This is a genomic window from Corallococcus sp. AB049A, from assembly GCF_003668885.1.
GTDB classification, from domain to species: domain Bacteria; phylum Myxococcota; class Myxococcia; order Myxococcales; family Myxococcaceae; genus Corallococcus; species Corallococcus interemptor.
In genome coordinates this window covers 1-24,820 of sequence record NZ_RAWL01000026.1, presented here as the reverse complement: position 1 = coordinate 24,820, position 24,820 = coordinate 1, and the positions used below count along the sequence as shown (strand labels likewise).

At 70.3% G+C, this 24,820-nt stretch carries 23 protein-coding genes; 15 read left to right on the top strand and 8 right to left on the bottom strand.

Annotation, left to right across the window (positions count from 1 at the left end):
- The first annotated feature begins 49 nt into the window (after nucleotides 1-49).
- From D7X55_RS05015 to D7X55_RS05005, 3 genes are all read left to right on the top strand, one after another.
- Nucleotides 50-1,075 carry a VWA domain-containing protein gene (locus D7X55_RS05015; RefSeq protein ID WP_121722385.1) on the top strand — a complete coding sequence of 342 codons (1,026 nt, stop codon included), beginning with the start codon at nucleotides 50-52 and terminating at the stop codon, nucleotides 1,073-1,075.
- A 163-nt stretch (nucleotides 1,076-1,238) separates the two neighbouring features.
- Nucleotides 1,239-3,692: a hypothetical protein gene (locus D7X55_RS05010; RefSeq protein ID WP_121722384.1), complete on the top strand. Its 2,454-nt coding sequence runs from the start codon at nucleotides 1,239-1,241 to the stop codon at nucleotides 3,690-3,692.
- 104 nt (nucleotides 3,693-3,796) lie between these two features.
- Nucleotides 3,797-4,675, top strand: coding sequence for a hypothetical protein (locus tag D7X55_RS05005; protein ID WP_120546309.1), 879 nt, complete (start codon nucleotides 3,797-3,799; stop codon nucleotides 4,673-4,675).
- A gap of 8 nt (nucleotides 4,676-4,683) precedes the next feature.
- On the opposite strand, the gene aac(3) is transcribed toward D7X55_RS05005, so the two are convergent.
- Nucleotides 4,684-5,490, bottom strand: coding sequence for an aminoglycoside 3-N-acetyltransferase (gene aac(3) / locus D7X55_RS05000; RefSeq protein WP_121722383.1), 807 nt, complete (start codon nucleotides 5,488-5,490; stop codon nucleotides 4,684-4,686).
- Between the two features lie 209 nt (nucleotides 5,491-5,699).
- Between aac(3) and D7X55_RS04995 the strand changes: the two genes are divergently transcribed.
- Complete coding sequence (locus tag D7X55_RS04995) at nucleotides 5,700-6,821, top strand: NosD domain-containing protein (RefSeq protein WP_158626318.1); 1,122 nt, start codon at nucleotides 5,700-5,702, stop codon at nucleotides 6,819-6,821.
- A 180-nt stretch (nucleotides 6,822-7,001) separates the two neighbouring features.
- Here the strand turns inward: D7X55_RS04995 and D7X55_RS04990 are convergent, their stop codons facing one another.
- Nucleotides 7,002-10,655: a VIT domain-containing protein gene (locus D7X55_RS04990; protein ID WP_121722381.1), complete on the bottom strand. Its 3,654-nt coding sequence runs from the start codon at nucleotides 10,653-10,655 to the stop codon at nucleotides 7,002-7,004.
- A gap of 110 nt (nucleotides 10,656-10,765) precedes the next feature.
- On the opposite strand from D7X55_RS04990, the gene tam reads away from it, so the two are divergent.
- Both tam and D7X55_RS04980 read left to right on the top strand, forming a co-directional pair.
- Nucleotides 10,766-11,572, top strand: coding sequence for a trans-aconitate 2-methyltransferase (tam, locus tag D7X55_RS04985; protein ID WP_121722380.1), 807 nt, complete (start codon nucleotides 10,766-10,768; stop codon nucleotides 11,570-11,572).
- Nucleotides 11,573-11,643: 71 nt separating this feature from the next.
- On the top strand, nucleotides 11,644-12,165 hold the full coding sequence (locus tag D7X55_RS04980) for a hypothetical protein (RefSeq protein WP_120546304.1): 522 nt from the start codon (nucleotides 11,644-11,646) through the stop codon (nucleotides 12,163-12,165).
- 15 nt (nucleotides 12,166-12,180) lie between these two features.
- Here D7X55_RS04980 and D7X55_RS04975 read toward each other — a convergent pair whose 3' ends face one another.
- The gene (locus D7X55_RS04975; protein ID WP_120546303.1) at nucleotides 12,181-12,984 is read right to left on the bottom strand and encodes an alpha/beta fold hydrolase; all 804 of its coding nucleotides are present in this window, start codon (nucleotides 12,982-12,984) and stop codon (nucleotides 12,181-12,183) included.
- Nucleotides 12,981-13,586 carry a TetR/AcrR family transcriptional regulator gene (locus D7X55_RS04970; protein ID WP_158626317.1) on the bottom strand — a complete coding sequence of 202 codons (606 nt, stop codon included), beginning with the start codon at nucleotides 13,584-13,586 and terminating at the stop codon, nucleotides 12,981-12,983. Before D7X55_RS04970 ends, D7X55_RS04975 begins: the two co-directional genes overlap by 4 nt.
- Nucleotides 13,587-13,767: 181 nt before the next feature.
- Between D7X55_RS04970 and D7X55_RS04965 the strand changes: the two genes are divergently transcribed.
- Nucleotides 13,768-15,762: a S8 family serine peptidase gene (locus tag D7X55_RS04965; protein ID WP_120546301.1), complete on the top strand. Its 1,995-nt coding sequence runs from the start codon at nucleotides 13,768-13,770 to the stop codon at nucleotides 15,760-15,762.
- Between the two features lie 230 nt (nucleotides 15,763-15,992).
- On the opposite strand, the gene D7X55_RS04955 is transcribed toward D7X55_RS04965, so the two are convergent.
- A complete protein-coding gene (locus D7X55_RS04955; protein WP_233609596.1) occupies nucleotides 15,993-16,442 on the bottom strand; it encodes a helix-turn-helix domain-containing protein in 450 nt (149 codons plus the stop codon).
- Nucleotides 16,426-16,593: a hypothetical protein gene (locus D7X55_RS44520; RefSeq protein ID WP_233609595.1), complete on the bottom strand. Its 168-nt coding sequence runs from the start codon at nucleotides 16,591-16,593 to the stop codon at nucleotides 16,426-16,428. The genes D7X55_RS04955 and D7X55_RS44520 overlap by 17 nt, the downstream gene beginning before the upstream one ends.
- A gap of 118 nt (nucleotides 16,594-16,711) precedes the next feature.
- On the opposite strand from D7X55_RS44520, the gene D7X55_RS04950 reads away from it, so the two are divergent.
- Both D7X55_RS04950 and D7X55_RS04945 read left to right on the top strand, forming a co-directional pair.
- A complete protein-coding gene (locus tag D7X55_RS04950; RefSeq protein WP_121722378.1) occupies nucleotides 16,712-17,653 on the top strand; it encodes a DMT family transporter in 942 nt (313 codons plus the stop codon).
- A complete protein-coding gene (locus D7X55_RS04945; protein ID WP_120546298.1) occupies nucleotides 17,650-18,066 on the top strand; it encodes an EamA family transporter in 417 nt (138 codons plus the stop codon). Before D7X55_RS04950 ends, D7X55_RS04945 begins: the two co-directional genes overlap by 4 nt.
- Nucleotides 18,067-18,076: 10 nt before the next feature.
- Here the strand turns inward: D7X55_RS04945 and D7X55_RS04940 are convergent, their stop codons facing one another.
- Together D7X55_RS04940 and D7X55_RS04935 are read right to left on the bottom strand one after the other, a co-directional pair.
- Nucleotides 18,077-18,445, bottom strand: coding sequence for a response regulator (locus D7X55_RS04940; protein WP_120546297.1), 369 nt, complete (start codon nucleotides 18,443-18,445; stop codon nucleotides 18,077-18,079).
- A gap of 26 nt (nucleotides 18,446-18,471) precedes the next feature.
- Nucleotides 18,472-19,506 (bottom strand): ferritin-like domain-containing protein, encoded by a 1,035-nt coding sequence (locus D7X55_RS04935; protein ID WP_199746865.1) that lies wholly within the window; start codon nucleotides 19,504-19,506, stop codon nucleotides 18,472-18,474.
- Between the two features lie 148 nt (nucleotides 19,507-19,654).
- On the opposite strand from D7X55_RS04935, the gene D7X55_RS04930 reads away from it, so the two are divergent.
- The 6 genes from D7X55_RS04930 to D7X55_RS43240 form a co-directional block, all read left to right on the top strand.
- On the top strand, nucleotides 19,655-21,796 hold the full coding sequence (locus tag D7X55_RS04930) for a M28 family peptidase (protein WP_121722377.1): 2,142 nt from the start codon (nucleotides 19,655-19,657) through the stop codon (nucleotides 21,794-21,796).
- Between the two features lie 305 nt (nucleotides 21,797-22,101).
- Nucleotides 22,102-22,818, top strand: a complete 717-nt coding sequence (locus tag D7X55_RS04925; RefSeq protein WP_233609594.1) for a hypothetical protein — start codon at nucleotides 22,102-22,104, stop codon at nucleotides 22,816-22,818.
- A gap of 125 nt (nucleotides 22,819-22,943) precedes the next feature.
- Nucleotides 22,944-23,477, top strand: coding sequence for a hypothetical protein (locus D7X55_RS04920; protein ID WP_233609593.1), 534 nt, complete (start codon nucleotides 22,944-22,946; stop codon nucleotides 23,475-23,477).
- A gap of 10 nt (nucleotides 23,478-23,487) precedes the next feature.
- Entirely contained in the window at nucleotides 23,488-23,946 is a 459-nt protein-coding gene (locus D7X55_RS04915) for an SMI1/KNR4 family protein (protein ID WP_120546366.1), read from the top strand.
- Between the two features lie 231 nt (nucleotides 23,947-24,177).
- A complete protein-coding gene (locus tag D7X55_RS04910) occupies nucleotides 24,178-24,405 on the top strand; it encodes a mersacidin/lichenicidin family type 2 lantibiotic (RefSeq protein WP_199746864.1) in 228 nt (75 codons plus the stop codon).
- Nucleotides 24,406-24,521: 116 nt separating this feature from the next.
- On the top strand, nucleotides 24,522-24,820 hold a 299-nt coding region (locus D7X55_RS43240), incomplete at its 3' end, for a hypothetical protein (RefSeq protein WP_158626316.1).

Sequence of the window (24,820 nt, the reverse complement as noted above, 5' to 3'; positions counted from 1 at the left end):
CTCACCGCTGCAAGGCCGTCCCTTTCCCTGATTCCCAGGAGGTCGTTCCATGCGTCTTGAACTGAAGCGTCGTTCCCTGTCCCAGGCCGCCGTGGCGTTCGCGCTCGCCGGAGGCCTGTGCTCCAGCGCGGCCCTGGCGGACGAGCACGTCCTCATCCTGCTGGACCGCACGGGCAGCATGGGCGGCACGTCCGTCCCCGGCCTCACGCGCCTGCAGGTGGCCAAGGCGCGCATCGACGGCTATCTGCAGATCGTCCCCAGCGTGACGACGAAGTACGCGTTCTGGACCTTCGAGAACACCGGGCCCACCCAGGTGTTCAGCTTCGCGGACAACAAGACCCCGGCGCAGATCAGCGCCGCGGTCAACGCGGTGACCCTGGGCGGCAACACGCCGCTGGCGGGCTCCATCTGCGCCGCGGTGGACTCGCTCATCAACTACCTGCCCAACCAGCTCCACACCAAGCGCATCTACCTGGTGACGGACGGCGATGAGAACTCCACCCCCAGCCTGGACCAGTGCTACGGCGGCTTCAGCGTGGGCGTGTGGCCCAACCTGACCGCGGGCAGCTGGCAGGAGAAGGTCCGCAACAAGGCATGCACGGGCAGCGCCGCGTCCTCGGGCCCCTGCGGCTTCTTCCCGCCCCCCTACCCGCCGGGCCTCACGCTCATCGCGGACATCGACTTCCTCTTCCAGGACTTCGTCCCCCTCCAGGGCGACGCCCAGGCGCGTGAACCGGAAGACGAGACGAAGACCGTGATGGGGCCCTACCTGGCCGGCGCCACCGCCGCCAGCGACGTGTCCTTCTTCAACGGCCTGGCGACGGCCACCAAGGGCCGCTACGCGTCCATCACGCAGAACACGCCGCCCGCCCAGGCCACGCCGATCCCCGGTGACGCGAACCTGGATGGCTGCGTGAACGTGACGGACCGCACGAAGGTGCTGGCCGAGTACGGCACCAAGGTCCCCTCCGGCACGGGCTCCGACTTCAACCGCAACGGCACCGTGGACACCGGTGACTACCAGACCGTGCTGAACAACTTCGGCCGCGGCTGCCCCCAGACGGTTCGCGAGTAGCCCCTTCTCGCCGTGCACGGCCGGGCGCGAGCAGCACGCGCGCCCGGCCGTTCGCGCGAGCAAGGCAACCCAAGACATGCCGTTTCCGTGAGCTCGTGCTCCCGACCGGATGGCGGCGGATGACCTGGAGGGAGCAGGGCCTTGCGCCCGGGACGGTGCGTGCATGGTGTCTTCCGCGTGGTCGACGGTCCGGGGCGTGGTGCTGGCGGTGCTCCTCGCGGCGTGCTCGGGAGCCCCCCAGGAGGAACGCCCGGACGCGGGCAGCGTGGACGCGGGCAGCGTGGACGCGGGCTCCGGTGACGCCGGATTGCCGCCACCGGACGGGGGCACGACGCCCGGCGACGCGGGGACGTGCGAGGACGACGACCCGTGCACGGTGGAGTCCCGCGACGACGCCGGCCTCTGTGTCGTGACGAAGGCGCCGGACGGCACGGCCTGTGACGACGGCGACGTGTGCACCACGCAGGACCAGTGCGTGAGCGGGGTGTGCGGGGGCTCGCCCACGACCAGCGCCCCCCAGACGTTCGGCACGGCGTGGAGCCATGGCGCCTCTCCCGCGGAGCGCTCCACGGCGCCCCTGGAGGGCCTGGCGGAGTTCGTGTCGGACGACCGCCTCGTGTTCGGAGACCGGCTGGGCGGCAGCGGCCTGTCCGTGTCGCTGGTGCGCGTGACGGAGGACGGACTGCAACGCGTGGCGCAGGCGGCCCTGGACATCCGGGTGGACCGCTTCTTCGGCGCCACGGACTGGTCCGACCGGATGCTCACCTTCTTCATCCCGCTGGGCCCGGACCGCGTCCTCGTGGCCGGCAGCCGGCAGCGGCTGGAGCTGCTGGGCCTGGAGGGCGACCGCCTGACGTCGCTGGCCCGGCTGCCCCTGCACCCCAGCAGCAACAGCATCCTCGGGGGCACGGGCCGGGGCGATCACTTCTGGCTGTGCAACGGCAGCTTCGTGACGCCCTACCGCATCGACCCCGGCAACGTGCTGGTGGCGGACGACACACACAACCTGCAACTGCCTGGCACCTGCAATTCGCTGTCGCTGTCGCCGGATGGCCTCACGCTCTGGGCGGGCACGTCCCGCGGGCTGGTGCAGGTGGACGTGTCGCGGCCGGAGGCGCCGGTCGTCCAGCCCACGCTGCTGCCAAGCCTGTCCCTGTTCCAGGCGCGCTCGGACGGCACGTACGTGGTCGCGCACGAGCTGCTCCGTTACGGGCAGATGGGCCGCATCCTGGTGTACCGGCAGTCCGACCTGACCGGGACGGCGACGCCCACGCCGGTGAAGTCCTTCCTCCCCGTGGAGGACACCTCCCGCTGGGAGCGGCCGGTGGGCTTCGTCTTCCTCCAGGACTCGCTGCTGGTGGAGTGGGTCCGGCTGACCGGCCCCATGCGGGCCTACGTGGTGGAGCGGCACGCGCTCAACGCCAGCGGCGTGTCGTCCGTGGTGGCCACGCTGCCCCTGCGCGAGAGTGAAGAGGTGGGGCTGACGCTCTCCCCCTTCCAGCTCACGGGCGTGGGGCGGCACGCCGTGCTCCAGCCGTGGCGCCGCGTGGTGTCGCTGGAGGGCACGGACGCGCTGCGCTTCCGCACCGGGGTCCATCACGGCTCCTTCGAACGGGTGCAGGCCGCGGCGGACGGCTCGCTGCTGGCGGTGGGGCCCTTCGGCTCGCACCGCGTGAGCGTGGAGGATCCACAGGCGCCCGCCGTGCTGTCGGGTGGCACGGCGCTGCCCGCGGACACGCAGCGGCTGCGCCTGGCCCCCGCGCGTCCGGGGGTGGCCACGCGTGAGCTGGTGACGCTGCCCGCGTTGGGCGCCAACGTGCACCAGGAGGCGGGCAAGGCCGTCTTGAGCTGCCTGCGCACGGGCGCGAACGGACTGCTGGAGCCGGACGGGCAGGTGCGCATCCCCAACGGGCCGGCGGTGCTGGCCTCCGCGAAGGGCCAGCTCTTCCAGGCGGCGCCCATCACCGGGGGAGGCTTCACGCTGCGGCGCTTCGCGTTGGACGCCGCCTGCACGGGCCAGGAGCTCACGCCGGCCTCCGAGGAGACCGTCACGGTGGATCCCTCCTCGCCGGAGACGCGCAAGGGCTCCGCGCTCGCGGTGGACGGGACGCGCTCCGAGCTGCTGCTGGGAGAGATGCGCTACGTCTCACCGGACAAGCCGGCGCGCATCCCGCTGCTCTGGCGCTCGTGGTCGGGCGAGGGCGGGACGGCCACCGGTGAGCTCTCCGGGAGCACGGATCAATTCACGGCCATGGCGCTCGCGGGAGGCCGGGGCCTGGTCATCGAGAACGGCCGCGAGGTCTACCTGCTGGAGCGCGAGGGCACGCGCATCAACGTCCGCGCCCACGTCAACCTGGCGGAGCGGGCGTCGCCGGTGGACGTCTCACGCATCCTCGCCTTCGACGGCGTGGTGGCGTACCTGGCCATCTCCACCGTGCCGTCGGGCGTGCTGGCGCTGCGCGCGGAGGACCTCTCGGAGCTCGGCCGCTACCCGACACCGGCCCCCGTGCGCTCGGTGACGTTCGCGGGCCCGCGGCTCGTGCTGGGCATGAACGAGGCGCTGACAGTGGCCGCGCCCGTCTGCCCCGGGGTTCCGGTGCCACACGCTCAGCCCTGAACGCACTGCGCGTGCGCGACGCATCCCGGCCATGCCGTCCACCCGGCAATGGTCCGGCCACGCCATTTGACAAATCCGGCAATGTCGGATTTCCATTTTTTACCATGAACTTCAGAAAGCCAGTGTTGTGCACGGTGGTGCTGGCCTCCGTCGCCTGTGGCGGCGAGGCGTTCGAGGGGGACACGGTGGCCGCGGAGGACCTGGCCACCACGCGGCAGGCGGCGTTCTCCGGCGTGAACGGGACGGTGTGCGAGGAGAGCCCGTACAACTGCAAGCTGCGGCCTTCCGGCGGCAACCGCGTGCAGACCAACGACCCGGACGACGATGACTCCTGGGGCATCACCACCGGCGTGCCCATCCGCGACGGCAACGGCACGGTGGTGGGCACGTCCACCCGGACGCGCTCGCTCTTCAACTACGGCCAGACGCGCACGTTCGCCGGGGAGCTGCACGCGTTCGCGACGTCGACGTCCAACGGCAGCGCCGGGTGGCTGCCCATGTCCGCCATCCTGGGCCGCACCTCCTTCGAGGAGAAGGTGGGCCACGTCTCCGCGCTGAGCTCCGGGCTGAGCAAGATGGCGTGCTACGCCGTGCGCAACTGGCACGACACCAACCTCGAGCTCAAGAAGGTGGTCTACGACAGCACGGCGACCCACGAGCGCGCCGGGGACTACCTGCCGCTCGTGCGCGCCAACGGCCTGCGCTCGGCGAACCTCTGCTTCAACGTGCCGGGCTTCGGCCTGGGCGGCGTGGCGGTGGACCACTTCCCCGCGGGCACGAAGTTCCAGCGCCTGGACGTGCCGACGAACTCGGGCGCGCCCTCCATCGACATCCCGCTCTGGGTGCAGGACAGCGCCGGCCGCTACCGCCAGCAGTCCGGCACCATGAAGTTCATCTACGGCTACGTCATCGCCGCCACCGGCACCCGCCGCAACGGCTGGATGGCCTACGACGCGCTCGAGGTCAGCTCCGGCTGCCCTTGAGCCACCTGTCATCCCTGGCGGAAGAACGCCTCCAGCCAGGCGACACCCCGGCGGACCAACCGGCGCGCGTCGAAGAGATGGGACGGCGCCAGGGCGACGCTTCCGGAGCGGCCAATCCCTTCCGCCAGGCACTGCTCGCCAATGCGCGTGAAGGGGTCCACGCTGGACGCGCGCAGGGCGTCCGTCACGGGCTCGCTGGTGTCGAACTCCTCGAAGTCCACCCAGCGCCGCTCGCCGTTGACGAAGAGGGGCCGCTGGTAGCGGACCACGCGCTTGCCGGGCAGGTCCGCCAGGTGCTCCGCGTGGTGCAGCACCGTGAGCGTCTCCAGGGGCGCCCCGAGCATCAGCACCTTGCCCTCCGCCTCCACCAGCCGGGCCAGCGGCGAGCCGGGCCCGTAGCCGTAATGAAAGGGATGGTCCGCGCAAAGCCACTCCGCGCGAGGGCCGATGGCGACCATGCCCGCGTCCGGGTGGTCGCTCCGGAGGGCCCCGGGCCAGGTCCTCAGCGTCTCCGCGAGGATGCCGTGGTCGCGCATGGCGCGCGCGGTGCGCTTGTCGAAGGTGGGGATCTCGTCGCGCAGGCGCGGGTCGTCGAAGTCCTCCGGCTCCACGCCCATCTCCCAGTCCACGTACGCCATGAGCGTGCCCCGGGGGCCCACCGCGTCGAGCAGCGCCTGCACCACGGTGTTCACCCCGCCCAGGACGGGCCCCAGGCTCCGCAGGCCGGCGTGGACCATCACGAGGTCGCCCTCCTCCACGCCCAAGCGCCGCAAGGCCTCCCGCAAGTCGGTCCGGGTGGCGGGTGCCCTCGTCATGGTGCTCCGTCCTTCCTGTCGCAGGGACTGGAAGGATAGCAACAGCCCAAACCCGTGGGGCGCTGTAGGTCTGTGCTTCTCCCCGCAGTCGCCTGCCACCGCCAGACGGACTGGGGCGCAAGGGCCGGTGTGAGCAGCCTCCCCGCTCGGGGGCGGACGGCCTCCTGTGAGGGGGGAAAGTCAGCATGCGACACATTCAAGGTGGAATCGTGACATGGCCCCTGGCCCTGCTGCTGCTCGCGGCCACCACCGCGAAGGCGGGCGCCCGGGAAGAGACCGAAGTCTTCGAGGCCCGTGCCGTCCGGTGCGGCGACGTCCTGTTCCGCAACACGCGGCTCACGCGCGACCTCACCTGCGCGGGCACGCCCATCCCCGCCCTGACGATCGCGGCTCCGGGCGTCGTGCTCGACCTGGGCGGCCACACGGTGCGCCGGGCCGGCAGCGGACCGGGCGACACGGTGGGCATCGATTCACAGCGCGACAGCACGGTGCGCAACGGCACCATCCAGGGGTTCAACCGGGGGTACACGTACAACGCCACCGTGCACCTGCACCGGGTCGCGCTCGTCGGCAATGGCGTCGCCATCTTCCACACGCTCGGCGGTGGCGGGCTGCTGCTCACGGACTCGCGGGTGAGCGGAAGCTCGCTGGGCTTCGGCAGCGAGTTCGACGCGACGAGCGGCTCCATCGACATCAGGGGGACACAATTCACCCGGAACGGGTTGGCGCTGTATGTGGACTTCCACGACACGCGCATCTCCAGCTCGACCTTCATGTCGAACGAGATCGCCCTCTGGTGCTACTCCGGCGGCATCCACATCCGGTCGAGCATGTTCATGGAGAACGCTTCCGTGGCGGACCTGACGTGGAGCAACGGCCGCTTCGACAATTGCTACGAGCTGGTGTTCGAAAACTCCATCCTCGCGAACAACACCGCCTTCGGGACGCCCGAGGACCCCGAATGGCAGGCGTTCGACTTCCAGATGCGCAACACGTGGGTCATGAACAATGGCGAGGGCCTGCGCCTGGCGGCCCAGACGCTCGACGTCCGGGGCAACACCTGGCGGGACAACGGCGGCGGGCTGACGCTGAACAACCTGCCGGACTTCGAACCCGTTCCGCAGGAGGGCCCGGTCCGCGGCAACCGCTTCACGTCGAACGGCGGCGACGGCCTGCGCGTCCTCCCGGGCGCCACGCCCACCCTCTCCAACAACGTCTGCCAGAACAACACCGGCTGGGGCATCCACGCGCCCACGGCCATCGACGGAGGCGGCAACGTCGCGCGCGGCAACGGCGCCGGTGGCTGTGTGGGCGTCGTCTGCGCTCCATGAGCTGGCGCTCCGCTGGAGCGGTCATCGCGACCGCTCACCCTTGAAGTGAAGCCGCTCGGGGCCAGGAGATGCCCGCGCGCATCGCAAGGAACGTGGCCGCGAGCCTGGACAGGCGCGCGACCTGGTTCGAGGTGCGCCGCCTGCGAGGCAGCCATCACCGCATGGCTGCGCCAGCGGGACTCACGGTGAGGACTGCGCGGACACGCGGTCCTTCGACGCCACCAGCTCCTCGCGCCGCAACAACAGCCGCGAGTTCGTGTCCGGCAGGATGCGCACCTGGAAGCGCCGCTGGGCCATGTCCTCGGCGGTGAAGACGTTCCGGTCGCTCACGAGCAGCAGCGCGGTGGGCACCACGTCCCGCGCGGACCGCTTGCCGTAGTAGTGCACCACGACGTGGTACGGCCCCGGCGCCGCCTTGCGCGCGTGGTACAGCTCCGGCCCCAGGCCGTCCGTGATGTCCCAGTACAGCTGCCCGCCCAGCCTCGTCTCCTTGTGCTGGTAGAAGCACTTCTCCCCGTCCGGCTCGATGACCCACAGGTCGATGTCCGTGTTGTCCGAGTTCCAGTGCGTGGTGAGCTGGTAGTCGATGGGCGTGGCGTTCGCGAACACCTTCGCGCCCCTGAAGCCCTGAAGCCCGGCGCGCCGCTCCCGGAGGACGGACGCCGCCTGCGCGAGCCGGGGCTGACGCTCCAGCCCCGCCAGCATCCGGGCGTAGTGGAAGCCCGCCACCGTGCGCAGCTCCTCGCCGTGCCGCTTCCAGGGACGCGCCAGGACGATCTCGTAGTTGCGGGCGGCCTCCGAATAGCGGCCCGCCGCATCCAGCGCGAGCGCCTCCTCCAGGAAGGCCTGCGCCTCGAAGGGGCGGTTGAGGCGCACGTGCTCGAAGAGCTCCGCCGCCGCCGGGTACTGCCCCAGCGCCAGCAGGCCGTACCCCACCAGCCGCAGCGCCTCCGCGTCGCGAGGCCGCAGCTCCACGGGCGACGACAGCGCCCGCACGGCGCCCCACGTGTCCCCGGAGAAGGCCCGCCTGCGCGCCACGGCCTCGTAGATCATCACGTCGTCCCGGTTCTCCCGCCGCGCCTTGCGATAGGCCAGCTCCGCCTGGATGCGCTCGTCACCGCCCGCGTAGGGCGCGTCCCGCAGCGGCTGGCGGCGCAGGAGCGCGGGCATCCCCTTCTCTTCCGCGAGCCGGGCCACCACCGCGCGGCCTTCGGCGGGCACGCCGTCCAGCGCGATGCCCAGCAGCTTGTCGCGGCGCTGGTCCTCCTCCCGGCGCCGCAGCGACTCCAGGTTGTCCAGGTCCACCTGCTCGTCGCGCACGGCGTAGCGCGTGTAGTCGCCCTCGGACTCCAGCACGAGCATGGACGCGCGGGCGTTGGCCAGCCGGTAGTGCTGGCTGAGCGCCACGACCATCCGGTCCAGGCGTTCGTCATCCAGGGACACCAGCCGGGACACGAAGAGCTCCGCCCAGGCCCGGGGCGCGAACGCGCTGTCCACGTCCTTGGGCAGGGGGATGCGCAGCACGCGCTCGGGCCCGGTGCCCGCCTGGGTCACCACCTCCAGCGCCGCGTCGCCCTGCCCCGGCAGCCGGCCGGCGACCTGCAGCTCCTGGCCGGGGAAGACGAGCCGGGGCCGGCCCGCCACGACCAGGTCCTTCACGTCCGCGCCCACCACGGACACGCGGGACAGCACCACGGACGCCGCGCGGTGCGCCTTCGCCGCGGCGTCCACCTCCGCCGCGGACAGCACGCTCACCACGCGCCCACCGCTGGAGCGGGCCAGCGCGTCGAACAGCTCCGTGTTCACCGCCGCCTCGCCGAAGCGGTACGTCACCCAGCGCAGGGACTCCACGCACGGGTGCCGGGACAGGAGCGCGTCCACGCGGCTCTGCCCCCAGGTGATGTTGCCGTCGGAGAGCAGGAAGGCCGTCACGCGCTCCCCGGACGAGGACGGCTTGAGCCATTCCAGCCCGGCCCGGTCCAGCTCCTCCAACGCGCCGTCCACGTGGGACGCGCCCTCCAGATAGACGCGCTCCAGCTCCGCGAAGCTCGCCTGGCGGTGTGCCGCGTCGTTCGTTCGGAAGCCCGGCCCGTGCAGCCAGCGCGGGCGCACGTCGAAGAGGAGCACCGCGTACTCCTTCAGCGTCGCGTCCTTCTCCAGGAGCGCACGCAGCGTGGCCGCCTGGATGGCCCAGGCGTTGCCGTCCTCGGAGGACAGCGACGTGTCCACCACCAGCACCGCGCGCCCCGTGGGAGGCCCCTCCGCGCCGGAGGTCAGCCGCTCTGGCAATCGCACCCGCGCGTGGAAGGCGCGGCCCGGAAGCCCCGCGCCGTCCGAGCCCACCAGCACGTCCGCGTCCTCGCCGCGAGGCTTCAACGCGACGCCCAGCGCGCCGTCCCCCGTGAGCTTCGCAAAGTCATACACCTGCCAGGCGTCCACCTTGCGGCCCTTCGCGCCCATCTCCGGCTGCACCGCGACCTCCAGTGCCTGACGGGGGTCGACGTGGACGCGAGCGGAGACACGCAATTCCTTTCCAGCGTCCTGGGGCAGCGGCCACGTGTAGCGCAGGCGCGTTCCGTCGAAGAGGAGTGTCTGCTCATACGCGATGACGACACGCTTGAGCGAGCGAGGCGGCAGGGGGAACACGCGAGCGCTGAAGGTGGACGCGCCCGACCATTCGAGCAGCGCGGGGTCCACGTTGCGGCGCACGACGTCCTCGTACACCTCCCGCGCGCGCTTCTGCTCCACGACGCGGGCCTCCTGGATGTCACCCCACGCGCGCTTCGAGCCCTTCGCCGCCGGAGGCGCGGAAGCGGAAAGCCGCTCCGGCTCCGCCGTGTCATCGCCCAGGGGAGGCAGCAGGTCCGAGGACTGGAACAGCGAGGGCGTGTCCACCGCCACCGCCCCCGAGTACAGCGCGAAGCCCGCCACCGTCGCCCCACCGGGGAGCGGGTAATAGAACGTGCCTTCGAGGTTGCGGCCGGAGTCGTTCTCGAACAGGTGGTCCACCACGGTCCGCGCGCGGGAGCCCTGGATGTACGTGACGACGCGCACGGCGCGGGCCTTGAGGGGCTGGTAGCGGCCGTCCTCGCCCATCACCAGCACCTTGGCGGCGCGAGGCGCGGCCTCCACGCGAGGCAGCACGGGCTTGGGGGCCTCCGGCTCCGGCTTGGAGGCCTGCTTCTTCGCGGGTGCGCCGGCGCGTCCCCCCAGGGCGATTCCGCCGCCACCACTGCCGCTGCCCCTGATGACCTGCATCATGGCATTGCGGTCCTGCGACATGGGACGAGGCGCGGCCGATGGGGGTGACTCCCCGAACATTCCGGCCACGACACCCCCAACGACTCCTCCCGCGCCACCGCCCTCCACCTCGGCGTCCGCGTCCTCGGAAGGCGCTCGCGCGGAACGCGTTGCTTCAAGCTGCGCACGCTCCTCGCGAACATTCCTCTCGCGCCGCGCCATCTCCGCGCCCATCTGGGCGTCCAGGAGCTCCGCCTCTCCCAGTCCGGGGGCCTCGGTGGGACGCGGGCTCGGAGCGGCGGCCGCAGGAGGAGGCGGACTGGGGCGGGCGTCCTCACGAGAAAGCGCCGCCACCTCCGCTTCGGAGAGCACCTTCGGATCCGCCACGGAGTCGCGCAGCTCCGCGAGGTCCACCTCGCCCGTGTCCGGCAGTCCCGCGACGGTGACGGGCGCCGCCAGTCCCGCCTGGAGGAAGGGCGCCGGAAGCTCGATCGAAGCAGCGACCTTGGGAGGCGGAGTGTCCGCGTCCCGTTTGCATCCCGAGGCGAGGAACCCCATCAGCAACACGACAGCGGAAGCACGATAAAGGCGCATGAGTGAACGCTAACCGATTCGCGAAGGGCGGGAGCATGCCCGCAAGGACATGGACAACCCATGACACCGCCATGACGCGGTAGGTTCCCGAATAAAGAAAGGGGACGCCCATGGACTGGTCAGCGGCGCAGTACACGCGATTCGAAGACGAGCGGAACCGTCCCATCCGGGACCTGCTCGCGCGGATTCCCACGGCCGAAGTGAAACGCGCGGCGGACCTCGGCTGCGGCCCGGGCAACTCCACGGAGCTGCTGCGCGCACGCTTTCCGGCGGCCGCCGTCACCGGCATGGACAGCTCCCCGGACATGCTCACCGCGGCGCGCCAGCGGCTGCCGGACGTCCGGTTCGACGCGGGAGACATCGCGACGTGGAGCGACCCCGGCCCCTACGACGTCATCCTGGCCAATGCCGTCCTGCAATGGGTCCCGGACCACGCCACCCTGCTGCCGGCGCTGCTCCACAAGCTCACGCCAGGGGGAAGCCTCGCCGTGCAGATGCCGGACAACCTGGACGAGCCGTCGCACCGGCTGATGCGCGACACGGCCAGCGAGGGTCCCTGGGCGGACAAGCTGAAGGGGGCCGCGAACGCCCGGACCGAACGACAGGATGCCAGCTGGTATTACCGCGTGCTGCGCGAGGCCGGTGCCACGGTGGACCTCTGGCGCACGACGTACTTCCACCCGCTGACCGGCGGCGCTTCGGCGGTGGTGGAGTGGTTCAAGGGCTCGGGGCTCCGGCCCTTCCTCGAACCGCTCGACGCGGGCGAAAAGACAGACTTCCTCGCCCGCTATCAATCAGCGATCGCGCGCGCCTACCCTGCCCTGCCCGACGGCACGGTCCTGCTGCCCTTCCCGCGGCTGTTCCTCATCGCGACGCGCCGCGAAATCCGCTCCCCGCCTGTCTCCGGTGCACCGTGAGACAGAGTGCTGCATTCCCACTGCTCGCATAGGCTCCCCAGAAAACCCGGCTCACTCATCGAGGACACCCCATGCGCTTGAACCTCCTTCCCGTCATCGGACTGCTCTGCCTTTCTGCCTGTGACTCCAAGTCGGAACAGACGGAGGGCGCGGGGTCCTTGAAGGGAGACAAGGCCTTTCCGGTGAGCTGGTCCGGCGAGCTCCTGCCGCGCAGCCCCGACGGCGGGACCTCTTTCACGATTGCCCTCCTGTCCGACAGCGACTTCTCCGGGCTCTGCACGACCCCCGCGGACGCCGGCTATGTCCTTCCGCCGTCCCGCTTCGTGATGGTCTCGGTCCTCGGCCCTCCCGCGGAAGGGACCTTCGAGGTCGGCAGCGAGACCGGCCCCGGGTTCGTCCAGGTCCAGCAGCGGCTCGCGGACGGAGAGACGGAGACACTCGCGGTGGCCACCAGCGGGAGCATCCAGCTGACGACCGCGACGACGGACCGGCTCGTGGGAAGCTTCGAGGTCCAGGTCCGGGGAAAGTCCGACGGGATGACGACGGAGTTGTCGGGAACCTTCGACGCCCCTTTCTGCGCGAACCGGAAGTGAGCCTGGGCTCCCGGCTCAAACGATAGCCAGGTGCTCACGGAGCGCGTCACCCAGGGCGTCAGGGGCTTCCAGCTGCGGGAAGTGCCCCACGTCCTCCAGCTCCAGCACGCGCGCCCGGGGCAGGGCCTGCTTCCAGCGGGACAGGTGCTCGGGCTTGACGACCTTGTCCGCCCTGCCCCAGACGACGAGCGACGGCACATCCGCAAGCCTGCCCAGGCCCTTCCCCTGCTCCTCCATCCACGGGCCTTCGTGGGAGATGGAGCGCGCGAAGCCCCAGGTGCCCATCCGTGACGCCCGGTCCGGGAACTGGGACATGAACGACTGGTGCAGCTCGCGCGTCAGCTTCGTGCGGCGTCCCCAGGACATCTTCACCAGCGTCCGCGCGGAGAAGTTCCAGGACAGGTACAGCCACCGCATCAGCGCGTTGTCGACGTTGGGGCCCTTCAGGTCCCACAGCCAGCTCTGCACCACGGTGAGGCTCAGCACCCGCTCCGGCGCCGCGATGGCGAGCGGCAGCGCGATGGGCCCGCCGAAGTCATGCACCACCAGGTGGAACGGCCCCAGCGACAGCTGGTCGAACCACGCGCGCAGGTTCTCCACGTGCCAGGGCAGTGAATAGGTGCGCCAGTCCGAGGGCCGCTCGCTGTCCCCGAAGCCCAGGTGGTCTGGAGCGAGCACGCGGTAGGACGGCGTGAGCCGGCGGGCCACGTCGCGCCATTCGCGCGAGGACGACGGCGTCCCGTGCACCAGCACCACCGGGGTGCCCTGGCCTTCCTCGAACCACGCCATCTCACCGCCGGGAACCTTGAGCCGTTTCATCGCGTGTCTGCCTTTCGCTTGCGAGTCACCCCAGGCCACCGCCGGGCCACGGCCTGGATCACCGCCGCCGCGGGGTAGTCCCCTTCGTGCTGCACGTACTGCTGGGAGACGCCTTCCACGGCGGCGAAGAGCACCCGCGCCTCGATGTCCGCGTCCGGCACACCGCGCTCCGCGAGCGCCTGCGTCAGCCGCTGGTGCGTGGCGCCCAGAAATTGCTCCAGCGGCAGCTTCAAGCGCGCCAGGACTTCCGGCTGGTGACGCAGGCCCTGGCTCAGCCGCCAGAGGTCCCGGTGCGCGTCCAGCATCTCCACGGCGGACGTGAGCAGCACCGTGACGAAGCCGCGCGCGGTGGGTTCCCTGTCCGCGGCCTCCAGCGTCCGGGCGACGTCCAGCATCGACGACCGCATCAGCGCGGAGAGCACCGCCTCCTTCGAATCGAAGTGCGAATAGAGCAGCCCCACCGCGATGTCCGCCTCCTGCGCGAGCGCGCGGACACTCGTCCCATCGAAGCCGTGCCGGGAGAAGAGCCGCACCGCGGCCTGGAGCACGCGCTCCCGCGTCTTCTCCCGGAGGGCGGCGTTGGCGTCAGCGTTACGAGGCATGCCCCGCATGATTGAGTGAACGTTCGCTCAATGTAAAGGACGAGGCATTACGAAGCCACCCGCGACGACCTGGACCGGACAACCCTGCCCAAGCCGCATTGACCGCATATTCCCGGAAATATAGTTTCACGGCTTGTGCGAGGGCTTCCGTCCCGGAGCCCGCACGTTCTCGAGAGGCCGAATGAAACTGAAACTGACCCAGGCGGTGAGTGCCATCTCCCTGCTGGCCGCGGCGTGCGGCCCGATGCCGGAGGCGCAGGAGTCCGACGGCGAGCAGTTCGGTCACACGGCGCAGATGATCCGCCGCGAGCGGGCCATCCCCAACGAGTACATCGTCGTCCTGCGCGACTCCGCGCAGGAGGTCCGTCAGCAGGGCGCGGCGAACGTGGCCCGGGAGCTGACGTCCCTGGGCGGTGGCCGCGTGCTGCGCACCTTCGAGCACAGCATCCAGGGCTTCCTCGCGAACATGACCGAGGCCGAGGCCCAGCGCCTGCTGTCCGACCCCCGCGTGGCGTACGTGCAGGAGAACGGCCTCATCCACGTGTCCGCGACGCAGACCGGCGCGACCTGGGGCATTGACCGCATCGACCAGCGCGACCTGCCGCGCAACAGCTCGTACACCTACAACGTCGACGGCACCGGCGTGCACGCGTACGTCATCGACACCGGCATCCGTCAGACCCACACGGAGTTCACCGGCCGCATCGGCAACGGCTACGACTTCATCGACAACGACAGCGACCCGTCCGACTGCCACGGCCACGGCACGCACGTGTCCGGCACGGTGGGCGGCACGACCTGGGGCGTGGCGAAGAAGGTCACCCTGCACGGCGTGCGCGTGCTGGACTGCTCGGGCTACGGCAACGACGCGCAGGTCATTGGCGGCATTGACTGGGTGGCGGCCAACCACGTCAAGCCCGCCGTCGCCAACATGAGCCTGGGCGACGTGGGCATCCAGGCCATCGACGACGCGACCGAGCGGCTCATTGCCGCGGGCGTCACGACGGTGGTCGCCGCCGGCAACGACAGCGCCAACGCCTGCAACTACTCGCCGGCCCGCGCGCCCAACGCCATCACCGTGGGCTCCACCACCAGCTCGGATGCGCGCTCGTCGTTCTCCAACTACGGCACCTGCGTGGACATCTTCGCGCCGGGCTCCAGCATCACCTCCGCGTCCAACTCCGGCAACACGTCGAGCACGTCCATGAGCGGCACGTCCATGGCGTCCCCGCACGTGGCCGGCGCCGCGGCGCTCTACCTGAGCGCCAACCCCACCGCGACGCCCCAGCAGGTGCGCGACGCGCTGGTGAACAACGCCACGCCGAACAAGGTCACCAGTCCCGGGACGGGCTCGCCCAACCGGCTGCTGTACACGCTCTTCATCACCGGCGGCGGCGGCAGCGACACCACCCCGCCCACCACGTCCATCACCTCCCCCGCGGGCGGCGCCACGCTGAGCGGCACCGCGAGCCTGAGCGCCAGCGCCACCGACAACGTGGGCGTCTCTCGCGTGGAGTTCTACGCGGGCAGCACGCTGCTGGGCACGGCGACGGCCGCGCCGTACAGCATCGCGTGGAACACCACGTCGGTCGCCAACGGCGCCTACACGCTGACCACCAAGGCGTATGACGCGGCGAACAACGTGGGCACGTCCTCCACGGTGTCCGTGACGGTGAACAACGGCACGGGCAGCTGCTCCATCACCGAGCAGCTCCTGGCCAACGCGGGCTTCGAGAGCGGCAACACGGGCTGGACGACGTCGTCCGGCGTCATCGACGGCACGACGTCCGGCAGCGCGCCGCGCACGGGCACGTACAAGGCCTACCTGAACGGCTACGGCGCCACGCGCACCGAGTTCGCCTACCAGGACATCACCATCCCCGCCACGGCGTGCAGCGCCACGTTCACGTTCTGGGCGCGCATCACCACGTCGGAGACGACGACCTCCACGGCCTACGACAAGCTGGCCGTCCAGGTGCGCAACAGCGCGGGCACGGTGCTGGCGACGCTGGCCACGTACAGCAACCTGGACAAGGGCACGGCCTACGTGCAGCGGACGTTCGACCTGGCCGCGTACAAGGGCCAGACCATCCGCCTCTACTTCAACGGCACGGAGGACTCGTCGCTGCAGACGAGCTTCTTCATCGATGACACCGCGGTGACCGTCGTCCGGTAGTCCCCGGGAAGTCCCAGCGAAGCTCGCTGTTCAAGGCCCAGCAACCCCACCGGGTTGCTGGGCTTTCGTTTGGCCATGGATGGAGCGCTTCGATGCGGCTGCGCAAAGGCGGTAGGGGTGTTGATGCTGTGGGCCGCGCCCGCGCTGGCGGAGCCGCCGCCCGTCATCTCCCGGGAGCTGCTGTTCGGCAATCCCGTCCGGGACGACCCCACCCTGTCGCGTAGCGCTGCTCACGGCGCCACGAAGGCCTGGCCCCGGACCTTGTCCGGCGTGGTGCCCGTCATCCGCCGGAACATCGCGATGAAGGCGGAGGCGCTGCTGTAGCCCAGGTCCAGCGCGATGGCCTCCACCGCGTGTCCCTGCTCCAGCATCGCGAGCGCCTTGACGACGCGCAGCCGCTGGCGCCACTCGCTGAACGACAGCCCCAGGTGCTGCTGGCAGCGCCGCTCCAGCGTGCGCTCCGTGGTGTGCAGCTCGCGGGCCCACTCGGCCAGGGAGCGCTCGTCCTCGGGGTGCTGCTCCAGCGCCGTGAGGACCGGCTGGAGGAGCGGATCATCGGACATGGGCAGGTAGCTCCCATGGGCGGGCGCCAGCGCCAGCTGGTCGATGAGCACCCGGAACAACCGGCGCTCTGCGCTGGTGCGTGGCTGCGCCAGCGTGTGCTCACGCAGGTGCTCCATCAGGGACTTCGTACTGCGGAGGAGCGAGGTAGTGGCTGCCCGCCAGCTTGAGCTCCATCACCCCGCTGAAGGCGTAGACGAACTCACCCCACGGGTGGCGGTGCCGGGGATAGGCGGCCGCCACGGGCAGGTTCACTGCCCGGAAATACACGGGGTGTGGAAGCTTTGAGGTGAAGGGAACTTGCAGCTGCTTCGCCATGGCGGCTTCTCGGGATGGGTTGTCGGAATCTCGCTATATCCATCCGCCCCGCCATGCGCAGGATGAAGTCATGAGTTCTCACCGGAAACCCGCGGACGGCTTCGCCTTCGCGACCATGGTCGTGCTGTGCGCCATCTGGGGCTTGCAGCAGGTGGCCGTCAAACTGGCCGCGCCCCATGTCCCGAACCTGATGCAGATGGCGCTGCGCTCGGGCGTGGCCGCGCTGCTGGTGGCGCTGCTGTGCTGGTTCCGGGGCGAGCGCGGGCTCTTGCGACACGGCCCGTGGCGTCCCGGCCTGCTCGTGGGCGTGCTCTTCGCGTTGGAGTTCCTCTTCGTGGGCGAGGGGCTGCGCCACACGCACGCCTCGCACATGGGCATCTTCCTCTACACGGCGCCCGTCTTCTCCGCGCTGGGCCTGCACTGGTGGGTGCCCTCGGAGCGGCTGAAGCGGACGCAGTGGCTGGGGATTGGCGTGGCCTTCGCGGGCATCGCGCTGGCCTTTGGCGGCGGCTGGCTCCAGGGAGGCCTCAGCCCGGAGGTGCTCCTGGGAGACGCGATGGGGCTGCTCGCGGGCCTGTCCTGGGGCGCCACCACCGTGGCCATCCGCGTCTCGAAGCTGTCGGACGCGCCGCCCACGCAGACCCTGCTGTACCAGCTGGTGGGCGGCGTCGCGCTGCTCTTGCCCGTGGCCCTGCTCACGGGCCAGGCCGGCCCCATCACGATGGCGCCGGTGGCCTGGGCGAGCCTGCTCTTCCAGGGCGTCATCGTCTGCTTCGCCAGCTACCTCACCTGGTTCTGGCTCCTGCGCCGCTACCTCGCGTCCAACCTGTCGGTCTTCTCCTTCATGACGCCGCTGTTCGGCGTCAGCGCGGGCATCTTCGTGCTGAACGAGCACGCGGACCTGTCCTTCGCCGTGGGCGCGGTGATGGTGCTCACCGGGATCCTCATCGTGAGCGGCGCGGGCCTGCTGCGCTCCGCGTCCGCGCTGAAGCCAGAGGAGTCACGCACATGACGTGGTGGATGTACGCGCTGGCCTCCGCGGGCTTCGCCGCGCTGACCGCCATTCTTGGGAAGGTGGGCGTGGAGGGAGTGCCGTCCACGCTCGCCACCGCCCTGCGCACCGTGGTGGTGCTCGTCTTCGCCTGGGCCATCGCGCTGGCCCGGGGAGAGGGAGCCGCGCTGCCCACGCTCAGCCGCCGCACGCTGCTCTTCCTCGCGCTCTCCGGCGTGGCCACGGGCCTGTCCTGGCTGGCCTACTTCCGGGCGCTCCAGCTGGCGCCCGCGTCGCGGGTGGCGCCCATCGACAAGCTCAGCCTGGCCCTCACGCTCGTGCTGGCGTGGGGTCTGCTGGGAGAGCCGCTGTCGTGGAAGCTCGTCGTGGGCGTGGGGATGATGGTCTGCGGCGCGCTGCTGACGCTGGGCTGACCGCTGCGCATCAGCCCAGGGGACAGTGCTGGGCCACGAGCCGCAGCAGCTTGTCGAGGTCCAGGGGCTTGTACAGAAGCCCCAGCGTCTCCGGTGGCGCACGGAAGCCGGAGTCGGCCGTCATCATCAGCACCGGCAGCTCCCGGTAGTTGGGATCGTCGCGCACGTGGAGCAGGAACTCGTACCCGTCCATCACCGGCATCATCTTGTCGAGCAGCACCATGCCCGGCATGGGAGCGGCCGCCAGCAGCTCCAGGGCCGCCAGGCCGTTGGCGGCTTGCACCACGCGATAGCCAGCCATCTCCAGGAGCTCGGCGAGGGTCTCCCTCAAGTCCCGCTCATCATCGACAACGAGGATGGTCTTTGAGCGATTCGGCACGACGTGAGGTCCCCGGGCGTTGAGTCCTACCGGAACGCTCCACCCCGGACAAGGTGCGCGCGTTCTCCATCCCAGCGGAATGAAACACCGGGTGTCCTCCCTTGACGCGTGAAGGCCATGGCCCGCTCACGCGTCTGTTGGATGCACTCCTCCATCAGCCGTCCCAGCTCCGCCTGGGGCAGCACACCGTTGCGCGCCAGGAAGGCCTCGTCGACGCCGGGGATGCTGGGGAGCGCGGGCGTGCGCTGCGTCTCCAGCGCCTCCAATGCCTCACGCAGCGCCTGCTTCGCCTTGCCGCCGCCCCGCTCCAGCGCGAAGGCAATCACGTCCCAGGCCAGCTCCGCGTGCCGTGCCTCGTCCTCGGCGATGACCGCCAGGGTTTCAGACACGACAGGGTCGCTGGCCCGCCGGGACGCCTCCTCCGCGACGCTGGCGGCCAGCCCTTCCCCCAGGCATCCATCCAGCAAGGACCCACGCACCAGCCGGGACCAGGCGTCCCCTTCGTCAGCGCTGGGAGGCGAGGGGCGCTCCTGCGCCAGCTCCGGAATCGCGCCCGCGCTCCAGGGCAGCCCCGAGTAGGCCCGGGCGAGCGCGAAGCACCGCCGGGCATGACGGACCTCGTCCAGGGCCGCCAGGTGGCAGGCCTCCAGCAACTCCGAGGGGGCGCCCAGGGCGGAGAGCTTGAGCGACAGCTTCGCGAAGGCCGGCACCGACGCGTGCTCCATGCCCGCGGAGTACATCCAGGCCTCGCCCAGCACCGTCCGCTGCCAGGGCGTGAGCCCTTCGAGCGCCGGAGCGGCGTCGTCCGCCCAGCCGTCCCCCAGCGCCCGGCGGGCCACGCGGGCGCGCCCCTTGAGACGCAGCACGCGGCCCTTCGAGAAGTTCATGTTGCCGAGGACGTTGTAGGCCCAGAACACGAGCCCCATCGTCACGGCCCCCAGCAACGTCATCAGGCCACCGCGAGTGCTGTTGCCCTTGCTCATCGTGACGATGCCCGCCACGAAGAGGATGGGCCCCAGGAGGACGACAGCCGCCACCACCATCAAGACGATCTCAACCATGCACGGCCCTTCAGCAACCCATGTGCCAGCACATGCCGGCGGCGCCCGTGGAGAGAGGACCCTACGGGTGTGCAAGTGGCCACGCATCTGTGCAGCGCGCTGCACGGAATCCCGGTCCGCTGGGGGTTCGCTGTAGAACGGGGGGACTATGTCCCTTCGCCCGTTGCCCTTCGCCCTCCTCGCGCTGATCACCTCCGTCAGCGCCTCCGCCCAGGCGCCCGCGTCCCCGTTGGGCCCCATCTCTCCCACCACCGGCCTGGTGCTCCGGGACGACGTGGTGCGCGCCCTCATCCAGGAGAGCTCGGGGGACCGCATCCATGACGGCGTGCAGCGGTTGTCCCTGCTCGCGCGGGACAGCGTGGACGGCTATTCGGAGGCGGCCGCGTGGACGAAGGCCGCCGCCGAGGCCGCGGGGCTCCAGGACGTCCAGATTGAAGCGATGAAGGACGGTCCCCAGTGGCGGGCCACGCACGGCGAGCTGTGGGTGACAGGTCCCCACCGCTACCGGGTGACGTCCTACGCGGACCTGCCCATGTCCCTGGCGTCGGGCAGCGGCAGCTTCGAGGGCAAGGACCTGGAGCTGGTCGACGTGGGCCTGGGCACGCAGGACGCCGACTACGCGGGCAAGGACCTGAAGGGCAAGGTGGCGCTCAGCCACGGGCACCTCGGGGCCACGCTGCGCAACGCCGTGGTGAAGCACGGCGCCGTGGGCGTGGTGTCTTCGTATTCAACGCCGCCCTGGAACGCGCCCCACCGCATGGAAGGCGACTTTCCGGATCAGGTGGGCTGGGCCGCCGTGCCCCGGAGCCTCATCCCGCAGGGCATGCGCACGCCCTTCCTGTTCATGGTGTCGGACCGGCAGGGGCGTGAGCTGCGCACGCAGCTGCGGGAGGGCCCGGTGAAGGTGGACGTGAGCGTCGCCACGCAAGAGCCCACGGGACATCTCAGCATCGTCAGCGGCGTCATCCCCGGCACGCGCGCGGGCGAGGAGGTCGTCCTCACCGCGCACCTGGACCACTACAAGCCCGGGTCCGACGACAACGCCTCCGGATCCGCCACGCTGCTGGAGCTGGTGCGCACTTACACCACGCTCATCCGCCGGGGCGTGCTGCCGCCGCCGGTGCGGACCCTGCGCGTGCTGTGGCTGCCGGAGTTCGAGGGCACCCGCGAGTGGTTCTCCCACCACGGCGCGGATCCGGTGCGGCGGGTGGCGCAGTTCAACTTCGACATGCTCGGCGCCAGCCTGACGCGCGCCCACTCACGCTTCTCCGTCTCGTACACCCCGGACTGGAACGGCAGCTTCGTGAACGCAGTGTCCGAGTCCACGGTGGCCTTCATGAACCGCTTCAACAGCGTGGCCTACCCGACGCGGAAGGACTTCCGCATCGGCTCGGTCACCGGTTCGCGGGACCCGATGGATGCGCACATGGAGCGCTACAGCCGGGGTTCGGATCACCAGCTCTTCAACGACCACGGCATTCCGGGCGTCGCCTTCTCGACGTGGCCCGACGACGGCTACCACACCAGCGGAGACCGGCCGGAGAACGTGGACCCCACCCAGCTGCATCGCGCGGCCTTCGCGAGCCTGGCCTCCGTCACCGTCGCCGCCTGGGCCGAAGGCCCGGGCGCCCTGGAGCTCTCGCGCCTGGTGGCGGTGCACGGCGCGAGGCGCGTGGCGGAGGACGAGTTCCGGGCCCGCCGGGACCTGGCCGCCATGCCCGCCGCGCAGGTGCCCGGCTTCGCCCGGCTGGCCCGCGCCGGGGTGCGCGCTGGCTATCAGCGTGAACGCGACGCCCTGCGCTCCTGCCTGGCCCTGGGAGCGCCCGCCGAGCCGGTGAAGGCGATGGTGCGGACGCTGGAGACCGCCGAGTCCCAGGCCCTCAAGCGCCTGGAGGCGGACGGCAAGGCGCGCGGGGTGTCCTTGAAGGAGCCCTCGCCTGACGAAGCCGAGCGCCGTGCGAGGGCCTTCGTGCCGCGCCGGGTGAAGGGCCAGGAGCTCGCCTCGTTCGACGACCTGGAGCGCCGCGCGTCCCCCGAGTCCAAGGCCCGGGTGGACGCGGTGAACGCCGCGATGAACGCCGCGGCCTCGGCGCTGCGGGAGCAGGGAGAGAGCGAGCTGCGCTTCTACCAACTGGCGGATGCCGTCGCGAGCTACGCCGACGGCAAGCGCTCCGTGGCGGACATCCGCGATGCCGCCTACGCCGAATATGGCTACGTCTTCCCCGTGGGCGCGCTGGTGGAGCTGTTCACCCTGCTGGAGCAGGGCGGCGTCATGACGCGCGGACGCTGACAAGACGCTCCAATGTCGGAGCCTCATGATACTTCGGCGGGCCGTAGCGACGTCTACGGTTCCGCCGCGACTCCGGCACCCGCGCTCAAGGCGCAGCCGTTTCTCCCATCCTGGTCTCCAATATGATTCGTTCGCGATTCGCAGCCCTTGCCCTGCTCCCGCTCGCCGCCGCCTGTTCCAATCCTGAGTGCACCGAAACCGCGGATTGTGCGGCCCGGGGTCCCGATATCGTTTGCGTTGAGGAACGCTGTGTTCAGGCCGCGTCGCCGGACGCGGGGGTCGTGGACGCAGGCAGTGATTCAGGCGTGGACGCCGGGACCGCCGACGCGGGTTCTGACGACGCGGGCGTTCCGGATGCGGGTGGCCAGGATGCGGGCACCGTGGATGGTGGCGGTGGGGCGCCGCCGGAAGCCTCGCTGCGTATCACCGAGATCAACCCCGACGCCCCGCAGGACCTCATCGAACTGGTGGCCGTCTCCGGAGGGACGCTGACGGGCATCTCCCTCCGGGAGCTCACCAACTCCGATTTCGCCTTCACCTTCCCCCAGGGCTACACGGTGGAGACGGGCGCCGTGCTGGTGCTGCACCTCGGAGGCGCCTGCACCGACGCGCCCGGCAATCCGGCTTCGTGTGGGCAGACGTCACCCTTCAGCGCCAGTGCCTGGGACTTCAGCATGCAGGGCACGCTGAGCTATTCCGGCAAGGTGTTTGAGTTGCTGTCGTCCAAGGGCGCGCCTGTCGATGGCGTTCCCTTCGTCCGGGCCTCCGGGGAGATGCCCTCCAACATCGTCGCCGCGGTCCAGCGGCTGCAGGCGGACCGCGTCTGGGATGCCACGCCCTGCATCCACGACCTGACCACGGGGTTCGCGAAAGACCGCTACTGCCGCAACATCGCCGTGAACTGGTCCGACCTCAACGAGGCCTCCAGCGTCATGCGCATCAATGGCAGTACGCCGCTGGCGACTCCGGGCACCCAGTCACAGTGGAGCGGTCCGCTGCCTTCGCGCTGGGGCTCGTACTGAGCCGCATGGCGCTTGAACCCAGCAGGTCGCCCGTCCTTCGCCGGACCGCGAGCCTCGCCACCCTCCTCGCCATGGTGGGGTGTGGCTCGGCCACGGTCGGCGGGGGAGGAAGCCCTGCGCGAGCGATGTGGGTCAGCCCGATCGTCAAGACGCCGGACGGAGGGCAGGTCCGGACGACCATCTATTACGGGCCCTGGCAATGCAGCGCTGACTTCCTGTCTCGCTGCGAGGCGAAGTGCGCGGCCCAGGGCCATGCCCTCATGGGCTGCATGTGGCTGGCCGACATCAAGGGTGACTGGCAAGGCCGCTTCCTGCTCATGCCAGCGGAGGCCGGCGGTCGTCTCGCCATCACCCACTGCTGCTGCGACTACCCGACCGTGCCTGACAGCGAGGCACAACGAAAAATCTGGGAGCGTGGTCGCACGGCATTCCGGCGCGACTGGAGCAGTGAATATGGTGACTGGCCAAAGGCGGGCAGCACCAGTTGGCCCGGCCACCACATCTACGACTTGCTGCATGGAGGTCCGCCGCTCGCTCCTGGCAACGTCCTGCCCGTCCCGCCCGACGTACACCTTGAATTCAACAGCGCTTACCCCGCCTGCTATGCACCAGGGGGAAAGTGGCTGACGCCGGGCCCAGCGCGGCCCTACGTTGACTGAGGACGCCGCCATGTCCATGGAAAGACTCCTGGAGGAGTTCTCCCGCAGCCACTTCTCCCGCCCACCTGCGACGGCCGAGCAGATCGCCGACTTCGAGGCTCGCGTCGGCTGGAAGTTGGATGCGGACCTGCGCGCCTTCTACCTGCACGCCGATGGCGGCACGCTCTTCGAGCTCGAGCCCGACGCGAGCTACCGCATCCTCCCGCTGGCCGAGATACGCCGTGCCCGGCTGGCCATCATGGGGCGAGATGACGATACGCACGGAGCCCCATCGCAATACACGCTCGTGGACATGCAGGACACCAACTACGTCGTCCTGGACGTCTCGCAGCAGGAGTCCGGCCGGTATCCGTTGTTCGACGCGTGGCACGAGACATTCCCCAAGACGAAACGCATTGCGTCTTCGTTCTCGGAGTTCCTTGAACGCGCGATGCGAAGCGATGGTTTCTCATACTGGCTGGACAGATGAGCCCTGAGTCTTCCGCTCGCGCGGCATTGAAACAGGTTGCCAGGACACAAGGACCTCCGCAGTTGGCTTTTCACCTGAGCGTCACTCCCGCCCTACGCGCCGAGTGAAAGCTGGGGCGTCCGCGACTCACGCCCGCATCACCTATTGATACACGGAAATGCCGGAGATGTTTGAAGCAGCTGGAGTCCGCGAGTTACCCTTGGCTCGCCGTCAAAAAGGAGGCGGCCCCCCATGATGACCCCCGACATGATCATCCGCGCCTGGAAGGACCCGTCGTTCCGCGAGAGCCTCACCGCCGAGCAGCGCGCCCAGCTGCCCGCGAACCCCTCCGGTGCGACGCTGAACGAGCTGAACGAGACCGAGCTGATGGACGTCGTTGGCGGCCGGATCGACATCGGCTTCACCGCCACCAACTCCTGTGAGTACATCTGCACCAACCTGACGTTCTCCCAGTGCTGATGGACTGGGTGTGACGGGCGGCTCCCACCCGGAGTCGTCCTGTCGCATTCAAGGCGCGAGGGCTCCGGCTCTCGCGCCTGTCTTTTTCCACGTCCCGCCGGACGTGCAGGGCGCGCATGCAAGAGGGCTCGAAGATGGGTGCGTGGGAGCGGGCTGCCTTCCTCCATGAACGGGAGGCCACGGGAGCGGACCCTTCCACCGCGGCGCTCCAGCAGGCCGAGGCGCGCCTCCAGGCCTGGCGCCGCAGCACGCTGGGCGATGACGCGTCCTTCGATGAACGGCTTCAGGGCGTGGGGCTGGATACGGCGTCCTTCGTGCGCAGGCTCGCCGGAGGCACCGCGCGGCCAGAGGCCCTGGCGTGGCTGCCGCTCCTGGAAGAAGTGCTGGCGGACCGCGCCGCCGACCTCCCCCTGCC

What these genes read in the sequence shown, in the direction of transcription:
- D7X55_RS04945 (WP_120546298.1), top strand. Translation starts at nt 17,650, where the DNA reads ATGACGTGGTGGATGTACGCGCTGGCCTCCGCGGGCTTCGCCGCGCTG.
- D7X55_RS04965 (WP_120546301.1), top strand. Translation starts at nt 13,768, where the DNA reads ATGAAACTGAAACTGACCCAGGCGGTGAGTGCCATCTCCCTGCTGGCC.
- D7X55_RS04950 (WP_121722378.1), top strand. Translation starts at nt 16,712, where the DNA reads ATGAGTTCTCACCGGAAACCCGCGGACGGCTTCGCCTTCGCGACCATG.
- D7X55_RS04955 (WP_233609596.1), bottom strand. Translation starts at nt 16,442, where the DNA reads ATGGAGCACCTGCGTGAGCACACGCTGGCGCAGCCACGCACCAGCGCA.
- D7X55_RS04915 (WP_120546366.1), top strand. Translation starts at nt 23,488, where the DNA reads ATGTCCATGGAAAGACTCCTGGAGGAGTTCTCCCGCAGCCACTTCTCC.
- D7X55_RS04970 (WP_158626317.1), bottom strand. Translation starts at nt 13,586, where the DNA reads ATGCCTCGTAACGCTGACGCCAACGCCGCCCTCCGGGAGAAGACGCGG.
- tam (WP_121722380.1), top strand. Translation starts at nt 10,766, where the DNA reads ATGGACTGGTCAGCGGCGCAGTACACGCGATTCGAAGACGAGCGGAAC.
- D7X55_RS04910 (WP_199746864.1), top strand. Translation starts at nt 24,178, where the DNA reads ATGATGACCCCCGACATGATCATCCGCGCCTGGAAGGACCCGTCGTTC.
- D7X55_RS04920 (WP_233609593.1), top strand. Translation starts at nt 22,944, where the DNA reads ATGTGGGTCAGCCCGATCGTCAAGACGCCGGACGGAGGGCAGGTCCGG.
- D7X55_RS04980 (WP_120546304.1), top strand. Translation starts at nt 11,644, where the DNA reads ATGCGCTTGAACCTCCTTCCCGTCATCGGACTGCTCTGCCTTTCTGCC.
- D7X55_RS04975 (WP_120546303.1), bottom strand. Translation starts at nt 12,984, where the DNA reads ATGAAACGGCTCAAGGTTCCCGGCGGTGAGATGGCGTGGTTCGAGGAA.
- D7X55_RS05010 (WP_121722384.1), top strand. Translation starts at nt 1,239, where the DNA reads ATGGTGTCTTCCGCGTGGTCGACGGTCCGGGGCGTGGTGCTGGCGGTG.
- D7X55_RS04930 (WP_121722377.1), top strand. Translation starts at nt 19,655, where the DNA reads ATGTCCCTTCGCCCGTTGCCCTTCGCCCTCCTCGCGCTGATCACCTCC.
- D7X55_RS04935 (WP_199746865.1), bottom strand. Translation starts at nt 19,506, where the DNA reads ATGGTTGAGATCGTCTTGATGGTGGTGGCGGCTGTCGTCCTCCTGGGG.
- D7X55_RS04990 (WP_121722381.1), bottom strand. Translation starts at nt 10,655, where the DNA reads ATGCGCCTTTATCGTGCTTCCGCTGTCGTGTTGCTGATGGGGTTCCTC.
- D7X55_RS05005 (WP_120546309.1), top strand. Translation starts at nt 3,797, where the DNA reads ATGAACTTCAGAAAGCCAGTGTTGTGCACGGTGGTGCTGGCCTCCGTC.
- D7X55_RS05015 (WP_121722385.1), top strand. Translation starts at nt 50, where the DNA reads ATGCGTCTTGAACTGAAGCGTCGTTCCCTGTCCCAGGCCGCCGTGGCG.